This window comes from Variovorax sp. BGA-UO-ETr-C22 (assembly GCF_059567965.1).
In genome coordinates, this window is record NZ_JCAQPA010000011.1 from 976,760 (window position 1) to 997,043 (window position 20,284).

General features: G+C 69.4%; 18 protein-coding genes and 1 tRNA gene. 15 read left to right on the forward strand and 4 right to left on the reverse strand.

Features of this window, described 5'->3' with window-relative positions:
- Positions 1–21 precede the first annotated feature (21 nt).
- Together AC57B8_RS24635 and AC57B8_RS24640 are read left to right on the forward strand one after the other, a co-directional pair.
- Positions 22–420, forward strand: a complete 399-nt coding sequence (locus tag AC57B8_RS24635; protein WP_495262537.1) for a helix-turn-helix domain-containing protein — start codon at positions 22–24, stop codon at positions 418–420.
- A gap of 121 nt (positions 421–541) precedes the next feature.
- Positions 542–1,219 (forward strand): LuxR C-terminal-related transcriptional regulator, encoded by a 678-nt coding sequence (locus AC57B8_RS24640; protein ID WP_496481038.1) that lies wholly within the window; start codon positions 542–544, stop codon positions 1,217–1,219.
- 13 nt (positions 1,220–1,232) lie between these two features.
- On the opposite strand, the gene AC57B8_RS24645 is transcribed toward AC57B8_RS24640, so the two are convergent.
- Together AC57B8_RS24645 and AC57B8_RS24650 are read right to left on the reverse strand one after the other, a co-directional pair.
- A complete protein-coding gene (locus AC57B8_RS24645; protein WP_062470253.1) occupies positions 1,233–1,940 on the reverse strand; it encodes a response regulator in 708 nt (235 codons plus the stop codon).
- Between the two features lie 279 nt (positions 1,941–2,219).
- Positions 2,220–5,249, reverse strand: a complete 3,030-nt coding sequence (locus AC57B8_RS24650; RefSeq protein ID WP_496481039.1) for an ATP-binding protein — start codon at positions 5,247–5,249, stop codon at positions 2,220–2,222.
- Between the two features lie 252 nt (positions 5,250–5,501).
- Between AC57B8_RS24650 and AC57B8_RS24655 the strand changes: the two genes are divergently transcribed.
- The 13 genes from AC57B8_RS24655 (at position 5,502) to AC57B8_RS24715 (ending at position 19,107) form a co-directional block, all read left to right on the forward strand.
- A complete protein-coding gene (locus AC57B8_RS24655; RefSeq protein WP_159271724.1) occupies positions 5,502–6,329 on the forward strand; it encodes an IclR family transcriptional regulator in 828 nt (275 codons plus the stop codon).
- 148 nt (positions 6,330–6,477) lie between these two features.
- Positions 6,478–7,134, forward strand: a complete 657-nt coding sequence (locus tag AC57B8_RS24660; RefSeq protein WP_496481040.1) for a TRAP transporter small permease subunit — start codon at positions 6,478–6,480, stop codon at positions 7,132–7,134.
- Entirely contained in the window at positions 7,131–8,438 is a 1,308-nt protein-coding gene (locus AC57B8_RS24665) for a TRAP transporter large permease (RefSeq protein ID WP_095745403.1), read from the forward strand. The genes AC57B8_RS24660 and AC57B8_RS24665 overlap by 4 nt, the downstream gene beginning before the upstream one ends.
- 55 nt (positions 8,439–8,493) lie before the next feature.
- Complete coding sequence (locus AC57B8_RS24670; RefSeq protein ID WP_496481041.1) at positions 8,494–9,534, forward strand: TRAP transporter substrate-binding protein; 1,041 nt, start codon at positions 8,494–8,496, stop codon at positions 9,532–9,534.
- 6 nt (positions 9,535–9,540) lie between these two features.
- On the forward strand, positions 9,541–10,917 hold the full coding sequence (locus AC57B8_RS24675; RefSeq protein WP_496481042.1) for an amidase: 1,377 nt from the start codon (positions 9,541–9,543) through the stop codon (positions 10,915–10,917).
- Positions 10,893–11,687, forward strand: a complete 795-nt coding sequence (locus AC57B8_RS24680; RefSeq protein WP_496481043.1) for a 2-keto-4-pentenoate hydratase — start codon at positions 10,893–10,895, stop codon at positions 11,685–11,687. The genes AC57B8_RS24675 and AC57B8_RS24680 overlap by 25 nt, the downstream gene beginning before the upstream one ends.
- A gap of 32 nt (positions 11,688–11,719) precedes the next feature.
- Complete coding sequence (locus AC57B8_RS24685; RefSeq protein ID WP_496481044.1) at positions 11,720–12,490, forward strand: fumarylacetoacetate hydrolase family protein; 771 nt, start codon at positions 11,720–11,722, stop codon at positions 12,488–12,490.
- A 37-nt stretch (positions 12,491–12,527) separates the two neighbouring features.
- A complete protein-coding gene (locus AC57B8_RS24690) occupies positions 12,528–13,754 on the forward strand; it encodes a pyridoxal-phosphate-dependent aminotransferase family protein (RefSeq protein ID WP_496481045.1) in 1,227 nt (408 codons plus the stop codon).
- 218 nt (positions 13,755–13,972) lie between these two features.
- Positions 13,973–15,298, forward strand: a complete 1,326-nt coding sequence (locus tag AC57B8_RS24695; RefSeq protein ID WP_496481046.1) for an MFS transporter — start codon at positions 13,973–13,975, stop codon at positions 15,296–15,298.
- 25 nt (positions 15,299–15,323) lie between these two features.
- Complete coding sequence (locus tag AC57B8_RS24700) at positions 15,324–16,052, forward strand: maleate cis-trans isomerase family protein (RefSeq protein WP_307588422.1); 729 nt, start codon at positions 15,324–15,326, stop codon at positions 16,050–16,052.
- A 47-nt stretch (positions 16,053–16,099) separates the two neighbouring features.
- Complete coding sequence (gene hydA, locus AC57B8_RS24705; protein ID WP_496481047.1) at positions 16,100–17,527, forward strand: dihydropyrimidinase; 1,428 nt, start codon at positions 16,100–16,102, stop codon at positions 17,525–17,527.
- Between the two features lie 16 nt (positions 17,528–17,543).
- The gene (locus AC57B8_RS24710) at positions 17,544–18,305 is read left to right on the forward strand and encodes an aspartate/glutamate racemase family protein (RefSeq protein WP_496481048.1); all 762 of its coding nucleotides are present in this window, start codon (positions 17,544–17,546) and stop codon (positions 18,303–18,305) included.
- A 58-nt stretch (positions 18,306–18,363) separates the two neighbouring features.
- Positions 18,364–19,107 carry a GntR family transcriptional regulator gene (locus tag AC57B8_RS24715; protein WP_307588416.1) on the forward strand — a complete coding sequence of 248 codons (744 nt, stop codon included), beginning with the start codon at positions 18,364–18,366 and terminating at the stop codon, positions 19,105–19,107.
- Between the two features lie 115 nt (positions 19,108–19,222).
- Here the strand turns inward: AC57B8_RS24715 and AC57B8_RS24720 are convergent.
- Together AC57B8_RS24720 and AC57B8_RS24725 are read right to left on the reverse strand one after the other, a co-directional pair.
- Positions 19,223–19,313: transfer RNA gene (locus tag AC57B8_RS24720), tRNA-Ser, on the reverse strand.
- Positions 19,314–19,348: 35 nt separating this feature from the next.
- Positions 19,349–20,278, reverse strand: coding sequence for an SPFH domain-containing protein (locus AC57B8_RS24725; protein WP_056580537.1), 930 nt, complete (start codon positions 20,276–20,278; stop codon positions 19,349–19,351).
- Positions 20,279–20,284 lie beyond the last annotated feature (6 nt).

Here is a 20,284-nt window from a genome sequence, read left to right on the forward strand (position 1 = left end):
CCCTTCATGGGGAGCGCGCTCATGCGGATGATCGGACACCGCCTGTCCATGGAGCGCACCAGGCTCGGTCTGAGCGCCGCCGCCTTCGCGGTGCTCGGCGGCGTCGATGCGTCCGTGCAGGAGGCTTTCGAAAAAGGCGCGCGCCACCCCGACGCGGCCTACCTGGCCACCATGGCCGTCATCGGCATCGACGTGCTGTACGTCGTGACCGGCATGCCCACCTGCACCGAAGACCTGTCGGTGAGCCGCGAGGAGGTGTCGCTGCTGCGCGCCTACCGGACCTCGGACGACGCCGGAAAGAAAGCCGCGCATGCAGCACTCCAGGCCATCGCGCAGGCCTTCCCGGGCGACATGCTGTCGGCCTCGGGCGCGCGCGCTTCGCAGCCCGCTGCCGCGGCGCCTCCCACCGAAACCGCCTGAGCCGTTCACCTGCGCGCCGCGGCCCCGCCCGCGCAAGACCGGCGGGTAAGATGCCCCGGCGCAGCGCCCGGACCCTCGTCCGCCGGCCACGCCGGCAAGCAAAAGGGAAAAAACAATGGCAATGGACCGCTTCGAAATCCGCGTCGTTCTGGCCGACGACCATCCCGGCATGCTGGCCGGGGTCCGGCACGAGCTGGCGTCGGTCGAGACCCTCACGCTGGTGGGCGAGGCGGCCAACTCGACCGGGCTCATGGCGCTGCTCGAGAGCACGCCCTGCGACGTGCTGGTGTCCGACTACGCGATGCCGGCCGGCGAGTTCGGCGACGGCGTGCCGCTGTTCAAGCTGGTGAAGCGGCGCTTTCCCGACACGCAGATCGTGGTGATGACCATGCTCGACAACCCGGCGGTGCTGCACTCGCTGGTGTCCAGCGGCATCCGCTGCATCGTGAGCAAATCGGATGCGGTGGCGCACCTCATTCCCGCCATCCACGCCGCCCGCACCGGCGGCACGTACTACTCGCCGACCATGGACGCGGTGGTGCGCTCCATCGACTGGGAGGTGCGCAGCCGCAACGCCGCGGGCGTGCTGAGCCAGCGTGAGTCGGAGGTGGTGCGGCTGTATGCGTCGGGGCTCACGATCAACGAGATCGCCGAGCAGCTGCATCGCAGCAAGAAGACCATCAGCACGCAAAAGACCAAGGCGATGGAAAAGCTGGGCATCGAGCGCGATGTCGACCTGCTGCGCTATGCGCTCGAAAACGGCCTGACGGCCACGGTGACGGGCGCGCCGCAAGGCTGACCCGCGTGTGGCCTCAGGGCCAGGGCAACGCCGGCAGGCCCGGCGGTGGCGGCGGGGGAGCCGCCGACGTGCTCATGAGCCCAGTCTCCATGCCGTAGCGCACGAGGTCCATGTCGCGCAGGATGCCGAGCTTGGCCATGGCCGAGCCCTTCTGCGTGCTGATGGTCTTCTTGCTGCGGTGCAGCCGCTCGGCAATTTCCGTCACCGTGAGGCCCGACACGAACATGCGCACCACCTCGAGCTCGCGCTTGGAGAGCATGGCGTGCGGCTGGGTGTCGGTGCGGTGCGGCGCGGTGCGCGCGGCGATCTCCGCCATGCTGGGCGACAGGTAGCGTCCGCTCGCGTAGGCCGCATGCACGGCCGGCAGCAGGTGGCTCACCGAGTCGGCCTTGTTCAGGATGCAGGGCACGCCGATGTCCAGCAGCGAATGGATGATGCCGGGGTTGTCCAGCATGGTCATCACCACGATCTTCAGCCGCGGGTAGCGCTGGCGCACCAGCGCGAACAGCGCGATGCCGTCGCCGTGCAGGCCGCCGGGCATGGCGTAGTCGGACACCAGGATCTGGCAGTCGTGCTGCTTGAGCATCTCCATCATCTCGGTGGAGTCGCGCGCGGCGCCCACGACGGTGACCGCCTGGCTTTCGCGCAGCGTGCTCTCGATGCCGATGCGAACGGCGGGATGGTCGTCCGCGATCAGGACGCGGAGATTGAATGGCTTCATGGCGGACCTGTTGAACAAGGAGGGCTGCTGTCGAACTCCCGGCTCCCGGCGTCGGGGACGTCTGAAAAAGGGGCCGGTGGCGGGTGCCTCGGGCGGTGCCAGCAGGGGATGACTGGACTTTAGGAGGGCGTCGGTCCTGCGTTAAGCGGCCTGATCCGATAGCGGGCCGCCAATGCATAGGACCCGTCCTAATTTGTAAGACGCGGGGTGCCCGGGGCTAGGACCCGCACCTTTTCCGGATCAGATCGGGTCCGAAAACGGGTTCGGACCCGGGCGGCTTCAGGCCGCGGCCGCGCCCTCGGGCGCCCGGCGTGCGAGCGCGGCGCGCGCCGCCGGCTCGAAGCGTTCGAAGGCCTGCGCCAGCGCGGGCAGGTCGGCGTCGCGCAGCTGCATTTCCATGGCGACGCAGTCGGCGGCGAGCCCGGCTTCGTGGATCAGCGCGAAGGCGCCGCGCAGCGAGTGCAGACCGGCGCCGAGCGCGGCGGTGTCGCCGGCGTCCAGCGCTGCGCGGATGACCGCCGCGGTGTCGGCCAGCGACTGCGCGAGCGGCTGGTGCACCGATGCGGGCAGGGTGCCCTGGGCGATGTCCTGCCGCCGGGCGCCGGCCGACGGCGCGGCATCGGGGTCGCGCAGGGTCAGCTGGCGCACCGTGCGTTCGAGCGTGTCGAGCAGGATGGGCTTGATCAGCGCGGTGTCGATGCCCGCCGATTCGCAGCGCTCGCGTTCGCGCACCGCGACGTCGGCCGTGAGCGCCACGATGGGCACGCGCGAGCCCTGCGCGCGCAGTGCGCGTGCCAGCGTGTAGCCGTCCATGCCCGGCATGTTGATGTCGGTGATGATGAGGTCGTGCCGCCGCCGGGCGAACAGGTCGAGCGCCTGCAGGCCGCCCGAGGCCTGGTCGGAGGTGTAGCCCAGCGCCTCGAGCTGCATCTTCACCAGCTCGCGGTTGGCCGGATGGTCGTCCACCACGAGGATGTGCGCCGCCGGTGCGGCCGTGTCGGCGCCGGCCGCCGGCGGTGCGGGCGCGCGCGGGGGCAGGGCGGGCGCGGCCGGCAGCGGCAGCGTGACGAGGAAGGTGCTGCCCTTGCCCGGCGAACTCACCACCTGGATGTCGCCGCCCATGAGCCCGGCCAGCCGGCGGCACAGCGCCAGCCCCAGGCCGGTGCCGCCGAAGCGGCGGGCGATGCTGCTGTCGGCCTGCGTGAAGGGCTCGAACAGCGCCTTCTGCTGCGCCGCCGTCATGCCGATGCCGGTGTCGCTCACGCCGATCACCACCGGCGAGGCGGGGTCGGCGTCGTCCTTCAGGTAGACCTCGAGCAGCACGTCGCCGGTGTCGGTGAACTTGATGGCGTTGCTCAGCAGGTTCATGAGTAGCTGGCGGATGCGCGTCGGGTCGCCGAGGTGGTGCGGGGCGAGGGCGTCGTCGATCACGCAATCGAGCGCCAGGCGCTTGGCCTGCGCCAGCGGCGTGAAGACCGCGATCACCTGCCGCGCCGTGTCCGCGAGGTCGAAGCGGATCGACTCCAGGCGCATCTGGTCCGACTCGATCTTCGAGAAGTCGAGGATGTCGTTGATGATGCCCAGCAGCGCGGTCGACGACGACGTCACGGCGCCGAGCCGCTCGTTCTGCGCGGCCGACAGCGGCGAGCGCTGCAGCAGCTCGAGGTTGCCCATGATCGCGTTGAGCGGCGTGCGGATCTCGTGGCTCATCATGGCCAGGAAGGCCGACTTCGCATGGTTGGCCTGGTGCGCGGCCTCGCGCGCGCTTTCGAGTGCACGCTCGGCGTTCTTGCGCGTCGTGATGTCGGAGAAGTTGCACAGCAGCACGTCGCTGCCCTGGTACTTGGTGCGCACCACGCTCACGAGCAGCTCGGTGACCTCGCCGCTGGCCAGCGTCACGGGCAGCTCCAGGTCGGGCAGCCATTCGGGAGCGCCGGGCGCGTCGTCGTACAGGCGCAGCAGGCGCTGCGGCAGCGGCGGATCTTCGGGGCGCGCGTTGTCGGTGCAGGCCTGCATCACCTGGTTCTGCAGCAGCACCTCGCCCGAGGGGTAGCGCAACAGCGCCAGGCCCGAGGGCGTGGTCGCGACCATGGTGCGGTTGAGGTTCTCGCTTTCCACGATGCGCTGGGAGCGCGCATAGCCGGGCCGGAACACCTTGCGGTCGAGCAGGAGCAGCGCGGCCCAGACGAAGGCGATGAGCAGCAGCATGGCGCCCGCATAGAGCGCCAGCCGCAGGCCCAGCTCGGACGCGATGGTGCGCCACGAAAAGGCGTAGAGGTAGGTCCAGTTGGCGTCGGCGATCGGAGCGCGCAGCGTGAAGAGGCCATCGCGGTATTGCAGCGTGGCGCCGTTCGCGGCCAGCGATGGCTGCGAGAGCTGCAGCGCGCGCGCCTGCAGGCCCTCGGTGCCACTGGGGCCGTGCGTCTCGGCGATCACCCGGCCCGACGGGTCCACGAACATCGAGGCCTCGTCGTGGCGCTCGTTCGACAGGTGCGCGGTGACGATGTCCAGCGGGTAGTCGTTCACCAGCACGACGAAGGGCTTGCCGTCGTGGAAGCCGGGCTGCGCCAGCCGCAGCACCGCCTCGCCGGTGAAGGGGCTCACGGCCGGCGGCAGCCACACGGCCGTGCCGCTGTCGCGCAGGCGGGCAACGACGGCCGGGTCGCTCAGGTCGCCGAGCTCGGGCGGTGCGATGCGCTGGAGCAGGTCTTCGGTGGTGCGCGCGCCGTGGCGTTCGAACAGGTCGGCCGCGGCGGGGGCCGGCACCACGGCCAGGAAGCGCAGGTCGGGCGCGTAGAAGTAGCTGGAGTGCAGCGTCAGCGTCTTCGTGTAGGCCGCCGAGCGGTAGCCGACCTCTTCGGCCAGCCCGAGGTACTGCGCGAAGCTGTCGGCCGGGCGCTGCGCCGAGAGGTCGCCCAGCAGCAGCATCGGCGGGAAGTCCTTGTTGCTGGGCAGCACCAGCCGGCCCTCGTGCGCGGCAAAGGCGTCGACCAGCGACTGCGGCGCGCGCGCGCGCCGTTCCCAGGCGCCTTCCTCGTGAAAGATGTTGATCCGCGCCGAGCCCTGGCGCACGAAGAGTTCGAGGTGCAGCAGCGCCTTGCGCGCATTGAACTCGGCCTGCCGCTCGGCCACGTAGTCGCGCACCTGCGAAGAGAGCATCACGCCGGTGGCGGCCAGCAGCACGAGCGAGGTCACTGCGCCGCCCACGTACAGCAGCGCGCGCTGGTAGCGGTTCAGCAGGCTGATCACACCGCGTGGGGTGGCGCGCGAAGCGCCGAAGCCGAAGAAACGCGGGAGATCGCTGGGCATCATGGCATCCGTGTGACCGGTGCGGGCAGGAAGAAGATGCCCGCGATGGTAGGGCACCGCCGCGCGCGCGGGCGCACCGCGGGGGCGAGCGTGATGCACGCCTGCGGGGCGCATCGGGTGATCGCTGTATCAAGAAATGTCGACATTGGTGCAAACACCGTGGTTGACAGATCGTTTGTCGCAGACCATCGGCGGCCAGATCGCGAGCCGGACGGGCAGGCCGGATGGCACGCAATTTGCACAAGGCACGCCATGACAGCCAGCTCGCCGCGCACCTCCGCCAAGGCCCCCAAGGTCACCCGCATCGACCGCGACAACGACAGCACCGTGCAGTCGCTCACGCGCGCCATGCAGCTGCTCGAACTCCTGGCCGAGGACGACGAGGGCTTCCGGCTGGTCGACATCGCGGCGCACACGGGCCTGTCGTCGTCCACCGCGCACCGGCTGCTCACCACGCTCGAGCAGCGGCGCTTCGTGCAGTTCGATCGCGAGACGAATCTCTGGTACGTGGGTGTGCGCTGCTTCTCGGTGGGCGCGGCCTTCGGGCGCCGCCGCCGCATCGCGCACCTGGCGCTGCCGGTGATGCGCCGGCTGCGCGACAGCACGGGCGAGAGCATCAACCTGGGCATTGCCGACCTGGGCGACATCGTGTTCGTCACGCAGGTCGAGAGCCGCGAACTCATGCGCGCCATCGGCAAGCCGGGCTTTCGTGCGCCGCTGCATGGCACCGCGATGGGGCAGGCGATTCTGGCGGCGATGTCGGAAGACGACGTGCTGCAGTACCTGCGCACCTACGGCCTGCCCAAGCTCACCAACAACACGATCGCGCGCGCCTCGCGGCTGCACGAGACGCTGGGCGAAGTGCGCCGCGCGGGCCATGCGATCGACGACGAGCAGAACGCCGTCGGCCTGCGCTGCATTGCCGCGGCCATCCGCGACGAGCATGGCCAGCCCTTCGGGGCGATCTCGCTGGTCGGCCCGACGCAGCGCATCAAGAGCACCGACTTCCCGCACCTGGGCGCCACCGTGCGCGCCGCCGCCGACGAGATCACCGCCGCCTACGGCGGGCGCGCCCGCTGAGGCGCGCGCATTCCACTGGCGCAGCGCGCCAAGTGCTTGATTCCTAAGCCGTTTTTCCGACTGTCCCGCGCAGCGGGATAGTCCGCTGCGCGCGTGCGGCGCGCGCTCCAATGGCTTGCCCTTCAACCGCACCTCCTTGCACAAAACCATGAAAACATTGCTTCCACAGCACGGCATCAGCCGAACGCTGACGCGGGTTTGCGACTGGACCGTGATCGCCTGCGGCTGGTGGCTGATCGCGCTGTCCGTCATGACCTGCGTCGAAATGCTCGGCCGCAAGGTGTTCTCGTTCAGCCTGCAGGGCATCGACGAGATCGGCTCGTACACCTACGGCATCGTCGGCGCCTTCGGCTTCGCCTACACGCTGATCACGCGCAGCCACACGCGGGTCGACTTCCTGCTGTCGCGCTTCTCGGTCGGCACGCGCGCGCTGCTCAACATGCTCGCGATGGTGAGCCTCGCACTGCTGGCGGTTCTGTGCCTCTGGCGCGGCTACAACGTCGTGGTCGAGAGCATCGAACTGCAAAGCACGGCCGCCACGCCGCTCGCCACGCCGATGTGGATTCCGCAATCGATCTGGCTCGGCGGCTACCTGATGTTCGCGCTGGTCGCGGCCTGGGCGGCCTTCGATGCGCTGCGCCTGTTCGTGCGGCGCCGCACGGGCGAGCTCAACGAGCGCTTCGGTCCGCAGACGCTCGAGGAAGAGATCGAGGCCGAGACCGAGGTCCAGATCAAGAGTCCGGCGCAGCCGCCGGCCGAACATGCCGCCGCCAACGTGGCCAACGCCACCGGAGTCGCCTCGTGATCGGGCCGCTCGAAATCCTGGCCGGCCTGGCCATCATGCTGGGCCTGATGTTCCTGGGCTTCCATGTCGCGACCACGATGCTGGTCGTCGGCCTGCTCGGGTCGCTGATCCACTTCGGCATGCCCGCCATCAACGCCGTCGGCGAGCAGCTCTGGGCGGCCGGCGAAGACTACCTGCTGCTGTCGATCCCGCTGTACATCCTGCTGGGCGAGATCCTGATGCGCGGCGGTGCCACCGACAAGATGTACCAGTCACTGGGCCAGTGGCTCAACCGCATGCCGGGCGGGCTGCTGCACACCAACATCGGTGCATCGGCGCTGTTCTCCGCGGTGTCGGGCTCGTCGGTGGCCACCGCGGCCACCATCTCGACGGTTGCGCTGCCCGCCTTCAAGAACCGCAACTACGACCAGCGCATGGTGCTGGGCACCATCGCCGCCGGCGCCAGCCTGGGCAACCTGATTCCGCCCGGGGTGGCTTTCATCATCTACGGCTCGATGACCAACACCTCGGCGGCGCGGCTGTACATGGCCGGCATCCTGCCCGGCGCGATCATGACGGTGCTGTTCCTGCTCACGATCCTGGCGATCTGCGTGTGGCGGCCGTCGGTGGCGGGCGTTCGCGAAGGCCGCACCGCACTCGCGGAGAAGCTGCGCCACTCGGTGCACCTGCTGGGCCCGCTGGCCGTGTTCGCGGTGGTGATGGGCGGCATCTACACGGGCTGGGCCACCGTCACAGAAAGCGCGGCGCTGGGCGTGATCGTCTGCCTGCCCATCGCGGCGGGCTACCGCAAGCTGAACGTTTCGATGCTGCACGAGTGCTTCCGCTCGACCATGCGGCTCACCGCGATGACGGCGCTGATCCTGGTGGCAGCGCTTTACCTGAACTTCGTGCTCTCGATGCTGGGTGTGCCGCAGGCGCTGGCCAGCCTCATCAAGTCGGCCGACGTGTCGCCCATCATGCTGCTGTGGATGCTGGCGGCGCTGTACCTGGTGCTCGGCATCGCGCTGGAGACGATGCCGATGCTGGTCGGCACGCTGCCGGTGGTGTTCCCCATCGTGCAGGCCGCAGGCATCGACCCCGTGTTCTTCGGCGTCTTCATGGTGCTGATGTGCGAGATCTCGCTGATCAGCCCGCCGATCGGCATGACGCTGTACGTGATCCAGGGCGTGCGCGGCGAAGGCTCGATCAACGACGTGTTCCAGGGCACCTTGCCCTTCTTCGTCGCCATGGTCGTGATGACCGCGATCCTGATCCACAACCCCTGGATCGCGACCTACCTGCCGAACCTGCTGTTCGGCAAGTGACGGCACTTTTTCCTCCCGCTCTCGAACCACCTTTCAACCTTTCAAGGAGTCAGGCATGCAACTGAAATTCGTTCTCCCGCTGATCGCGGCCACCCTGGCGCTGGCACTGCCGGCGCAGGCGGACAACGCCCGCCTGCGCGTGGCCGGCAACCTGGTGGCCACCGGGCTGATCCAGCAGACCAAGGAGCAACCCTTCTTCGAAAATTTTGCGAAGAACACGGGCCTGCCGATCGACGCCGATTACAAGCCGATGGACGTGCTGGGCGTGAAAGACGCCGACGGCCTGCGCGTGCTGAAGTCGGGCCTGTTCGACATCGTCACCCTGCGCCTGGCGCAGGTGTCGCGCGACGAGCCCTTCTTCCTCGGGCCCGACATCGTGGGCCTGTCGACCGACTACGAGGTGGCACGCAAGGTGGTCGATGCCTACCGCGAGGCCTTCGACAAGCGGCTGCAGGAGCGCCACGGCGGCAAGCTGCTGGGCATCTATCCCTTCGGTCCGCAGGTCGTGTTCTGCAAGGTGGCGATCGGCGGGCTGGCGGACCTGAAGGGCAAGAAGGTGCGCGTGTACGACCAGTCGCTCGCCAAGTTCATCGAGAAGCTCGGCGGCATCCCGGTGACCATTCCCTTCGGCGAGACGCAGCAGGCGCTGGAGCGCGGCGTGACCGACTGCGCCATCACTGGCCCGAGCTCGGCCAACTCGGCGGGCTGGCCCGAGGTCACCACGCACTTCATGCCGATCGGCTTCCAGATCGCGCTCAATGCGTACGCGATCAACCTGCAGAAGTGGAACGCACTGAGCGCCGACCAGAAAGTGAAGCTCACCGAGGCCTTCCGCAAGTTCGAGACCGAGGTGTGGGGCTACTCGAAGGAACTGTTTGACGACGCCTCGCGCTGCAATGTCGGCAAGGAGCCGTGCAAGACCGTCAAGAAGTTCGCGATGAAGGACGTGCCGGTGAAGCCGGGCGACCAGCAGATGATCCGCGACGCGCTGACCACGGTGTCGCTGCCGATCTGGAGCGAACTCTGCGACAAGTCCTACGACAAGTGCTCGGCCACCTGGAAGCAGGTCGTCGGCCCGGTGGTCGGTCTCAAGTAGCCCGGTATGCCATCGCTCTGGCAACTCACCGCGACCGAGCTCGCCGCAGGTTTTCGCGATGCGTCGTTCACCCCGACCGACGCGCTGCATGCCTGCCTGCAGCGCAGCGCCGAGGTCAACCCGCGGCTGAACGCGCTCATCACGCTCGACAGCGAAGGCGCCGCGCACGCCGCCGAGCAAAGCACCGCGCGCTGGCGCAGCGGCCGGGCGTTGGGCGCGCTCGACGGCGTGCCCGTCACCATCAAGGACAACCTGCAGGTGCGCGGCCTGCCGACGCACTGGGGCAGCCGCGCGCTGGTCGGCGTGGTCGCCACGCGCGACGAGCTGCCGGTGGCCAGGCTGCGCGAGGCCGGCGCCGTGATCTTCGGCAAGACCAACGTGCCCGAGTTCACGATGCAGGGCTACACCGACAACCCGGTGTTCGGCCCCACCGGCAACCCGTGGGACCCGGCGCTCACGCCCGGCGGCTCGTCGGGCGGCGCGGTGGCGCTGGTGGCCGCGGGCGGGTGTCCCATTGCACTGGGCACCGACGGCGGCGGCTCCATCCGACGGCCGGCCTCGCACACCAACCTCGTCGGCTTCAAGCCCTCGCGCGCTCGCGTGCCGCGCGGCGACGGGCTGCCGCCGATCTTCCTGGGCTTCGAGGTCGCGGGCCCGATCGCGCGCAGCGTGGCCGACGTGGCGGCGGTAATGCAGGTGATCGGCGACCGGCCGGTGGAGGAGGGCGCGGGCCCGCAACGCGCGCGCATTCTCTTCATTCCGCGCTTCGGCGATCACCCGGTCGATCCGCAGATCGCGGCGCTCACCGAAGCCGCCGCGCGCCACATGGCCGAACTCGGCCACGAGGTGACGACAGCGCAGGACTTCGGCATCGCTGAGGCGGTCAACCAGCGCTGGCCGCTGCTGGCGCAGGTCGGGCTGGCCTGGCTGGTGGCGCATCCGCAGGAGCTGTCGAGCCGGCCTTTCGACGCGTCGCTGTTCGGCCCCGCGATGCAGGCGAACGCCGAGAACGGCCGCAAGGCCAGCGCGAGCGAGCTGTTCGAGCTGCTGTACGAAGCCGAGCGGCTGCGCAACATGCTGGCGCAGCTGTTCGACCGCTACGACTTCCTGCTCACGCCCGCCGCCGCCGCGCTGCCCTGGCCCGCCGGCGAGACGCATCCCACGCGCATCGACGGGCGCGAGGTCGGCCCGCGCGGCCACGCGGTGTTCGCCGGCTTCGCGAACGCCGCGGGCCTGCCCGCCATCGCGCTGCCGTGCGGCTTTGCGGGGCCGCTGCCGGTCGGCGTGCAGCTCGTGGCGCGCGAAGGCGCGGACGACGCCTTGCTCGCGCTCGCGCGCTCGTTCGAACAGGCCCATCCGTGGCGGCGCTTCCCCGCGTTGTGACGCTGGCCGAGGCCGTGGCGGCGCAGCTCGCGCCGGCCGAGGCCGCGCAGGCGCTGTGCCGCGCGCGGCGCGACGGGCGGCGCGTGATGTCGGCGCTGCTGCCGTCGCACGACCGGCACGCCGCCTACGCCATCCAGGACGCGACGCTGGCGGCGCTCGGTGCGGTCGGCGGCTGGAAGGTCGGCGCGAGCGCGCCGGGCCGCGAGCCCGTGTGCGCGCCGCTGCCGGCCGAGGGGCTGGTGCCCGGCGGCGCGTCGCTGGTCGGCGCGGCATGGCATCTGCGCGGCGTCGAGGCCGAGCTCGCGTTCCGCCTCGGCACCGACCTGCCGCCGCGTGGGTTGCCCTATACCCGCGACGAAGTCGCTGATGCCATCGCGGAAGTGCTGCCCGTGATCGAGGTGGCGGAGACCCGCCTCATCGACTGGCTCGACGCCAGCCCCTCGGCGCTGCTGGCCGACCTGCTGTGCCACGGCGGCCTCGTGCTCGGCGAGCCCGCGCCTTTCGAACGCGCGTGGCTCGACCTCGCGCACACCGAGGTCGTGATGCATTTCGACGCACAGGTCGTCGCCCACACGGTCGGGGAGCACACGCACCCCGATGTCGGCGCGCTGCTCGTGTGGCTGGCCAACGAAGGCGCGGCGCGGGGCCAGGGCCTGCGGGCCGGCCAGGTCGTGACGACCGGTTCGTGCACCGGCATGTTGTTCGCCTCGCAGGGCACGGCCGTGCGGGCGGAAGTGAAGGGGCTCGCGCCGTTGCACGCGCGCTTCTGATTTCTTTCCTGGGATCACTGGAGGAACCCGATATGTCCCATTCAACGATCGACGCGGTGGCGCAGGCGCTGGTGCGTGCGCGCGGCGCGCACGTCGCGAGCTCGGCGGCCGACGTGGCCGGAGGGCTCGCGCAGGCCGACGAGGCCTACGCCGTGCAGCAGCAGGTGGCGCAGGCGCTCGGCTGGTTCGGGGCGGCGCCGCCCCGGTACTGGAAGGCCGGCGGCCCGTCGCGCGATGCCGTGCTGACGCATGCGCCGCTGCCACCGCGCGGCGTGTGGAGCAGCCCGGCGACGGCCGGCGACTGGCCGTTCCACCTCCGCGGCATCGAGGCCGAGATCGCGTTGCGGCTCGGGCGCGACGTCGATGCGGCCCTGGCATCAGCGCTCGATGCGGACAGCGCCCGCGCGCTGATCGATGCGATGACGGTCTCGATCGAGATCGTCGATTCCCGCTGGCAGGAAGCCCTCGACGCGCCTGCGTTGTGCAAGCTGGCCGACCTGCAATCGCACGGCGCGCTGGTGCTCGCCGAGTGGGTGCCGTTCGTGGCCCGCGACTGGGCCGCGCAGGCCTGCGAGGTGCGCATCGGCGCGCGCGCGAGCGTGGTGCGCCGCGGCACGCATTCGCTCGGCGACCCCGCCTGGCTGCTGCCCGCGTGGTTGCGCCATGCCACGCGCCACGGCGAGACCGTCGCGGCCGGCACCGTGGTCACGACCGGCACCTGGGTCGGCATTCTCGAAGCGGGCGAGGGCGACCTCGTCACCGCCGAATTCCCGGGCATCGGCCACGCGTCGGTGCAGCTCTAGCACTTTCCACAACCCATCCAGAACGGAGACAACCCCCATGATCGCGCTCGACAACCACCCCAGCGGCCGCCACTTCCTGCAGATTCCGGGCCCCAGCCCCGTGCCCGACCGCATCCTGCGGGCCATCAGCCTGCCGACCATCGACCACCGCGGGCCCGAGTTCGCCACGTTGGGCAAGAAGGTCATCGGCGGGCTGCAGCAGGTGTTCCAGACCCGGCACCCGGTCGTCGTCTACCCCGCGTCGGGCACCGGCGCCTGGGAGGCGGCGCTGGTCAACGTGATGAGCCCGGGCGACCACGTGCTGATGTTCGAGACCGGCCACTTCGCGACGCTGTGGCAGAAGATGGCGCGCCGACTCGGCCTGGAGCCCGAGTTCCTCGCGCTCGAAGGCACCGACGAGACCGGCCTGCCGCGCAGCTGGCGCCACGGTGTGCAGGCCGAGCTCATCGAGCAGCGCCTGCGCCAGGACACCTCGCACCACATCAAGGCCGTGTGCGTGGTGCACAACGAGACCTCGACGGGCGTCACCTCCGACATCGCCGCGGTGCGCCGCGCGATCGATGCGGCGGGCCATCCGGCGCTGCTGATGGTCGACACCATCTCGGGCCTGGCGAGCGCCGATTACCGGCACGACGAATGGGGCGTGGACGTCACCGTCAGCGGCTCGCAGAAGGGCCTCATGCTGCCGCCGGGCATCAGCTTCAACGCGGTGTCGCCCAAGGCGCTCGAGGTGGCGAAGACGGCGCGCCTGCCCAAGGCCTTCTGGGCCTGGGACGAGATCATCGAGATGAACCAGGGCGGCTACTGGCCCTACACGCCGAGCACGAACCTGCTGTACGGCCTCAGTGAGGCGCTCGACATGGTGCTGGAGCAGGGCCTGCCCGTGATCTTCGCGCGCCACCAGCGCTGGGGCCGGGGCGTGCGCGCCGCCGTGCAGGCCTGGGGCCTGCCGACGCAGTGCGCCGACGCGCGCGTGCACTCGCCCGTGCTGACCGGCGTCATCACGCCGCAGGGCGTCGATGCCGACGCGCTGCGCCGCCTCATCCACCAGCGCTTCGACCTCTCGCTGGGGGCGGGGCTTGGCAAGCTGCGGGGCCGCATGTTCCGCATCGGCCACCTGGGCGACTGCAACGACCTGACGCTGATGGCCGCATTGACCGGCATCGAGATGGGTTTCAAGCTGGCGGGCGTGCCGGTGGCCGGCAGCGGGGTGCTGGCGGCCATGGCGTACTTTGCGCAAACACCGGCCGTCGACGCCGCGTGATCCCTCGGGAAGGGGCTGCGGTCTAGGTGTTTGCCATTATCGTCAACAAGATTGTCAACATTGATGTTGACGTTAATTTCGACAAAGCCTAAATTCCGCTCCACAGCCTCGGTGGTGCACTGGACCGGACCAGCCCGACCCGCGACTGCAAAGTTCGCCAGCGTGCCGGGTCGTTTCCTTGCAAGCTGGCATCCGTGCCACTGCAAGGAGACAAACCGATGCAAAACACCATGACGGACGGCGCCAAGGCGACCGCCGCAGCGCCCGACGGCGCCCTCCAGCCCACCAAGGTGCGCTGGAAGATCTTCCTGATGATGTTGTTCCTGATCTCGATCAACTACATCGACCGGGCCTCGCTCTCGGTGGCCATGCCGCTGATCGCCAAGGAGTTCGACATCGGCCCGGCCGTGCAGGGCCTGCTGCTCAGCTCCTTCTTCTGGACCTATGCGCTGATGCAGATCCCGGGCGGCATGCTGGCCGACCGCTTCGGCCCGCGCGTCGTCATTGCCGGCGCCACCGTGGGCTGGGGCTTCTTCCAGGCCATCGCCGCGGCCTGCACCGGCTGGGTGCCCCTGCTGCTCACGCGGCTGGGCCTGGGCGCGGCCGAGGCGCCGATCTACCCGGCGGGCGGCAAGCTCAACGGCATCTGGATGACGCAGACCGAACGCGGGCGCGGCGCCACCTTGCTCGACGGCGGCGCGCCCCTGGGCGCGGCGCTGGGCGCGATCCTGATCTCGGCGCTGATCGCCGTGCTCGGCTCGTGGCGCCTGGCCTTCGTGATCGCCGGTGTTGGCACCGTCATCGCCGGCTACTTCGCCTGGCGCTACATCCGCAACCATCCGCGCCAGCATCCCGACGTGAACGAGGCCGAGGCGCGCTACATCGAGGCCAGCCACGCCGCCGATGCCGCCAAGGAATCGGCCAATGCCAGCGGCCGCGTGCTCGACTTCTTCCGCTACCGCTCGGTGTGGGGCATGTTCTTCGGCTGGATGTGCTTCAACGCGCTGTTCTACGGCCTGCTCACCTGGATGCCCAACTACCTGTCGAAGGTGCACGGCTTCGACATCAAGCAGATGGGCGGCGCGGTGTTCATCATGTTCTTCTCGGGCTTCGTCGGCGAAATGTTCGGCGGCTGGCTGGCCGACAAATGGATGGCGGCCGGCGCGTCGCAGAGCAAGGTGCTGCGCACGCTGTTCGGCATCTCGTCGATCATCGCGACCATCGCCATCTTCATGGTGACGCGGATCACGGACCCGGTCGCCGTCGTGGTGCTGCTGTCGGTCACGCTGTTCTTCCTGCGCTGGTGCGGCCTGTTCTGGTGCGTGCCGTCGATCCTCGGCACGCGTGCCCGGGTCGGCTTCCTGGGCGGCACGATGAACCTGGGCGGCAACGTGGCGGGCATCGGCGTGCCGATCGTGGTCGGCCTGATCGTGCAGGCCACCGGCTCCTACTTCATGGCGCTGATGCTGTTCACGGCCGCCGGCGCGGGCCTGTTCGTCTGCTCGACGATGCTGATCGACTACAGCAAGAAGTTGCCGGTCTGATGCCAACCACCCCGACGTCCATCCCATGACCCCTCGCAAACTCATCGGCGTGCTCACGCCTTCCTCGAACACCGCGCTCGAACCGCTGACCAGCGCGATGGTCGCGGCCGTGCCCGGCGTCTCGGCGCATTTCTCGCGCTTCACCGTCACCGAGATCTCGATGCGCGACGCGTCGCTGAACCAGTTCGACGACAGCAAGATCCTCGAGGCCGCGCGGCTGCTGGCCGACGCGCGCGTCGACACCATCTGCTGGAGCGGCACCTCGGCCAGCTGGCTCGGCTTCGAGAAAGACCAGGCGCTGTGCGCGCGCATCACCGAGGCCACCGGCATCCCGGCGACCACCTCGGTGCTGGCGCTCAACGAACTGCTGGCGGCGCAGGGTGCGCGCACGCTGGGGCTGGTGTCGCCGTACGTCGAGGACGTGCAGCGGCGCATCGTCGCCAACTACGCGGGCATCGGCATCGACTGCGTGGCCGAGCGCCACCTGGACCTCACGGTGAACTTCTCGTTCAGCGAGGTCGAGCCCGACACGCTGCGCCGCATGCTGCGCGAGGTGGCGCAGCAGCGCCCCGACGCCATCACCATCATGTGCACCAACCTCAGCGGCGCGCAGCTGGTCGAGGAGATGGAGCGTGAGCTCGGCATCCCGATCTACGACTCGGTGGCCACCGTGGTCTGGCGCGCGCTGAAGACCGTCGGCGTCGCGCCGGGCGCCGTGAAGGGCTGGGGCCGGCTGTTCGACGCGAACGCCTGAGCGTTCGCAAGCACCCCCCGACACAGACAGAAAAGCAAAGAAAGACCATGACCTTCCGCGACCTCGATCTCGTGGTGCGCAACGCCCGCGTTGCCACCGCCAGCGGCACCTTCGATTCGGACATCGGCATCCGCGATGGCCGCATCGTGCAGCTCGGCCTCGGCCTGCCGCCCGGCCGGCAGGAGATCGACGCCGCCGGCCGCTACGTGACGCCGGGCGGCGTCGACGCCCACTGCCACCTCGACCAGCCGATGGAGCCGCCCGTGCGCATGGCCGACGACTTCGGCTCCGGCACCCGCGCCGCGGCCTGCGGCGGCACGACCACCGTGATCCCGTTCGCGGCGCAGCAGAAGGGCCAGTCGCTGCGCGCCGCCGTGCAGGACTACCACCAGCGCGCCGAGGGCCGCGCCCACGTCGACCACGCCTTCCACCTGATCGTGAGCGACCCGACCGAGGAGGTGCTCAAGCACGAGCTGCCGCAGCTCATCGCCGAGGGCTACACCTCGTTCAAGATCTACATGACCTACGACGATCTGAAGCTGGACGACGGCCAGATCCTCGACGTGCTGTCGGTGGCGAGAGAGCAGGGCGCGATGGCCATGATCCATGCCGAGAACGCCGACTGCATCGAGTGGCTGACCAAGCGGCTCGAAGCCAGCGGGCGCACCGCGCCGCGCTTTCATGCGCATTCGCGGCCGATGCTGGTCGAGCGCGAGGCGACGCACCGCGCCATCGCGCTGTCGGAGCTGGTCGACGTGCCGATCATGATCGTGCACGTGTCGGGGCGCGAAGCCGTCGAGCAGATCCGCTGGGCGCGCGCGCACGGCCTGAGCGTGTTCGCCGAAACCTGTCCGCAGTACCTGTTCCTGACCGCCGAAGACCTGGGCATCGACGACAGCTACCAGGGCGCGCGCTGCGTCTGCAGCCCGCCGCCGCGCAACCGCGAGAACCAGCAGGTGATCTGGAATGGGCTGTCCGACGGGCTGTTCACGATCTTCTCGTCGGACCATGCGCCGTTCCGCTACGACGCGCCCGAGGGCAAAAAGCCCGGCGGCGAAGAGGTGGCGTTCCGCCACATCCCGAACGGCATTCCGGGCATCGAGACGCGGCTGCCACTTTTGTTCTCGCACGGCGTGCTCGACGGGCGCATCACCATCAACAAGTTCGTCGAGCTGACGTCCACCAACCCCGCCAAGGCCTACGGGCTGCACCCGCGCAAGGGCACGATCGCCGTCGGTGCCGATGCCGACCTCGTGGTCTGGGGCACCACGCCGCGCGCCATCCGCAACGCCGACCTGCACCACGACGTCGACTACACGCCCTACGAGGGCATCGAGGTGAAGGCCTGGCCGGCGCTGACGCTGGCGCGCGGCGAGGTCGTGTGGGACGGTGAACGCTTCCATCCGCGCGCCGGACGCGGAGAATTCCTGCGCCGGGGCGAGCCCACCTTGCTGCCCAGCCGCCGACCCGCCTGAACCTGGAGCCACCGCCATGAACCTGCTGCTCATCAACCCCAACACCTCGCAAAGCGTCTCCGACCTGATCGCGGCCGAGGCCCGGCGCGCAGCCGCGAGCGACACGCACATCGAGGTGCTCACGGCGCCCTTCGGCGTGGCCTACATCGAGACCCGCTTCGAATCGCTGATCGGCGCCTACGCCGCCGCCACGCTCGCGGCCGAACACCACACGCGGCACGACGCCATCGTGGTCGCGGCCTTCGGCGACCCCGGCATCGACGGCCTGCGCGAGGCGCTCGACATCCCCGTGGTCGGCCTCACCGAAGCCGCGCTCATGAGCGCGTGCCTGCTGGGCAAGCGCTTCTCGATCGTCGCGATCTCGCGGCGCATCACGGCCTGGTACCGCGAGTGCGTGCAGGCCAACGGCCTCAGCGACCGGCTGGCGAGCATCCGCAGCCTCGACGGTCCGCTCAAGGACATCGGCCACGTGCAGGACGACCACGGCCAGCGCCTGGAGGCCCTGTGCATGTCGGCCATCGAGGACGACGGCGCGGACGTGATCATCATTGCCGGCGCGCCGCTGGCGGGTCTGGCGCGCTCCATCAAGGACCGCATTCCGGTGCCCGTGGTCGACGGCGTGTCGAGCGCCGTGTGCCATGCGCAGACGCTCGTGTCGCTGGCACCTGCGCCGGCGCGCCTGGGCAGTTTTGCGCCGCCGCCGATCAAGCCGAACCAGGGGCTGCCCGAGGCCCTGGCGCGGCTTCTGGCACGCGACGGCGCCCGCGCGCCAGGCTGAGGGGGTGGGCCCCGTGACGCTCTGCAGCCTCGAGGGGGCGTCGATAGAATCGGCGCCGATGCCCACCAAAGCCCCAGCCCGCAAGACCAGCGCGAACGGCGCGACTGGCGCCACCGGCACGACCGGTGCCCCCAACGCCCGCGAACACAGCGTCGATGAAATCGCCGAGAAAATCTCGGCCGCCATCCTGGAACACCGTCTCGCGCCCGGCACGAAGCTGGGCGAAGACCGGCTGGCCACGATCTTCGCGACCAGCCGCGCCAAGGTGCGCGAGGTGCTGGCCCGGCTGGCGCACGAACAGATCGTCGAACTCGTGCCGCAACGCGGCGCCTTTGTCGCCAAGCCCACCATCGAGCAGGCGCAGGACGTGTTCGAGGCGCGCCGCCTCATCGAGCCCGGCGTGCTGCGCCGCCTCATCCGTACGCTCGACGACGCCAAGCGGGAGCGCCTGCAACGCCACATCGAACTCGAGGCCGACGCACGGCGCCGCGACGACAAGCGCGCCATCGTGCGACTGTCGGGCGAGTTCCATGTGCTGCTGGCCGAGCTGGCCGGCAACTCGGCGCTGGCGCGCTCGATGCGCGAGCTGTCGGTGCTGACCTGCCTGATCATCTCGCTGTACGACGCGCCCACGGCCACCAGCTGCCGCGCCGACGAGCACGAGGAAATCGTCGCCGCCGTGAACCGCGGCGACGCCGCGCGCGCCGAGAAGCTCATGCTGCATCACCTCGACCACATCGAGCAGAGCCTGAAGCTGGACGACAGCGCGGAAGAGGTCGATCTCGAAAGCGTGTTCAGCTGAACTGGAGGAGGTCGGGCAACGGCATGCCCGATGTCCGCAAGGCACAGGCAAACCCATTGCGGGGGCCCAACAAACAAAAAGCCCCAGCAGCTTGGCAGCTACTGGGGCATCGTTTTGGCGGAGCAGGCGGGATTCGAACCCGCGGAGGGCTATTAACCCTCACACGCTTTCCAGGCGTGCGACTTAAACCGCTCATCCACCGCTCCTGAGCCCACGATTGTAGCGCGGGTTTTCAGCGGTTTCAGTTCGGGCCGGCGCTTTTCCCGGTTTGGATCATGCGCATGGCCGACGAGATCAGCGCGGCCGTCTCGGTCATGTTGCTCGGCACGATGAGCGTGGTCTTGGAGTCGGCGGCCACCTTGCCGTAGGCATCGACGGCGCGCTCGGCCACCTTCAGCTGCACGGCCTGTTCGCCGCCCGGCTGGCGGATGGCGGCGGCCACGCGCTCGATGGCGTCTGCGGTGGCGGTGGCCACGGCCGTGATGGCAGCGGCTTCACCTTGCGCGTTGTTGATCTGCGCCTGCTTCTCGCCCTCGGAGCGGGCAATGAAGGCTTCGCGTTCGCCGGTGGCGATGTTGATCTGTTCCTGGCGACGGCCTTCCGAAGCGGCGATGAGCGCGCGCTTGCCGCGTTCGGCGGTGATCTGTGCCTGCATGGCCAAGAGGATTTCCTTCGGCGGCGTCAGGTCCTTGATTTCGTAGCGCAGCACCTTCACGCCCCAGTTGAGCGCGGCCTCGTCGATGGCGGCCACGACCTGGGCGTTGATCACGTCGCGCTCCTCGAAGGTCTTGTCGAGCTCGAGCTTGCCGATCACGCTGCGCAGCGAGGTCTGTGCGAGCTGGGTCACGGCCACGATGTAGTTCGACGAGCCGTAGCTGGCGCGCATCGGGTCGGTCACCTGGAAGTACAGGATGCCGTCGACCTGCAGCTGCGTGTTGTCGCGCGTGATGCAGATCTGGCTGGGCACGTCGAGCGGGATTTCCTTCAGGCTGTGCTTGTAGGCCACGCGGTCGATGAACGGGATCAGGAAGTTCGGGCCGGGCGTCATGGTGCCGTGGTACTTGCCCAGGCGCTCGCGCACCCATGCGTTCTGCTGCGGCACGAACTTGACCGACTGGCTGATGAAGATGATCGCGATGACCAGGATGATGAGAGGAACTGAAAATTCCATGGTGTT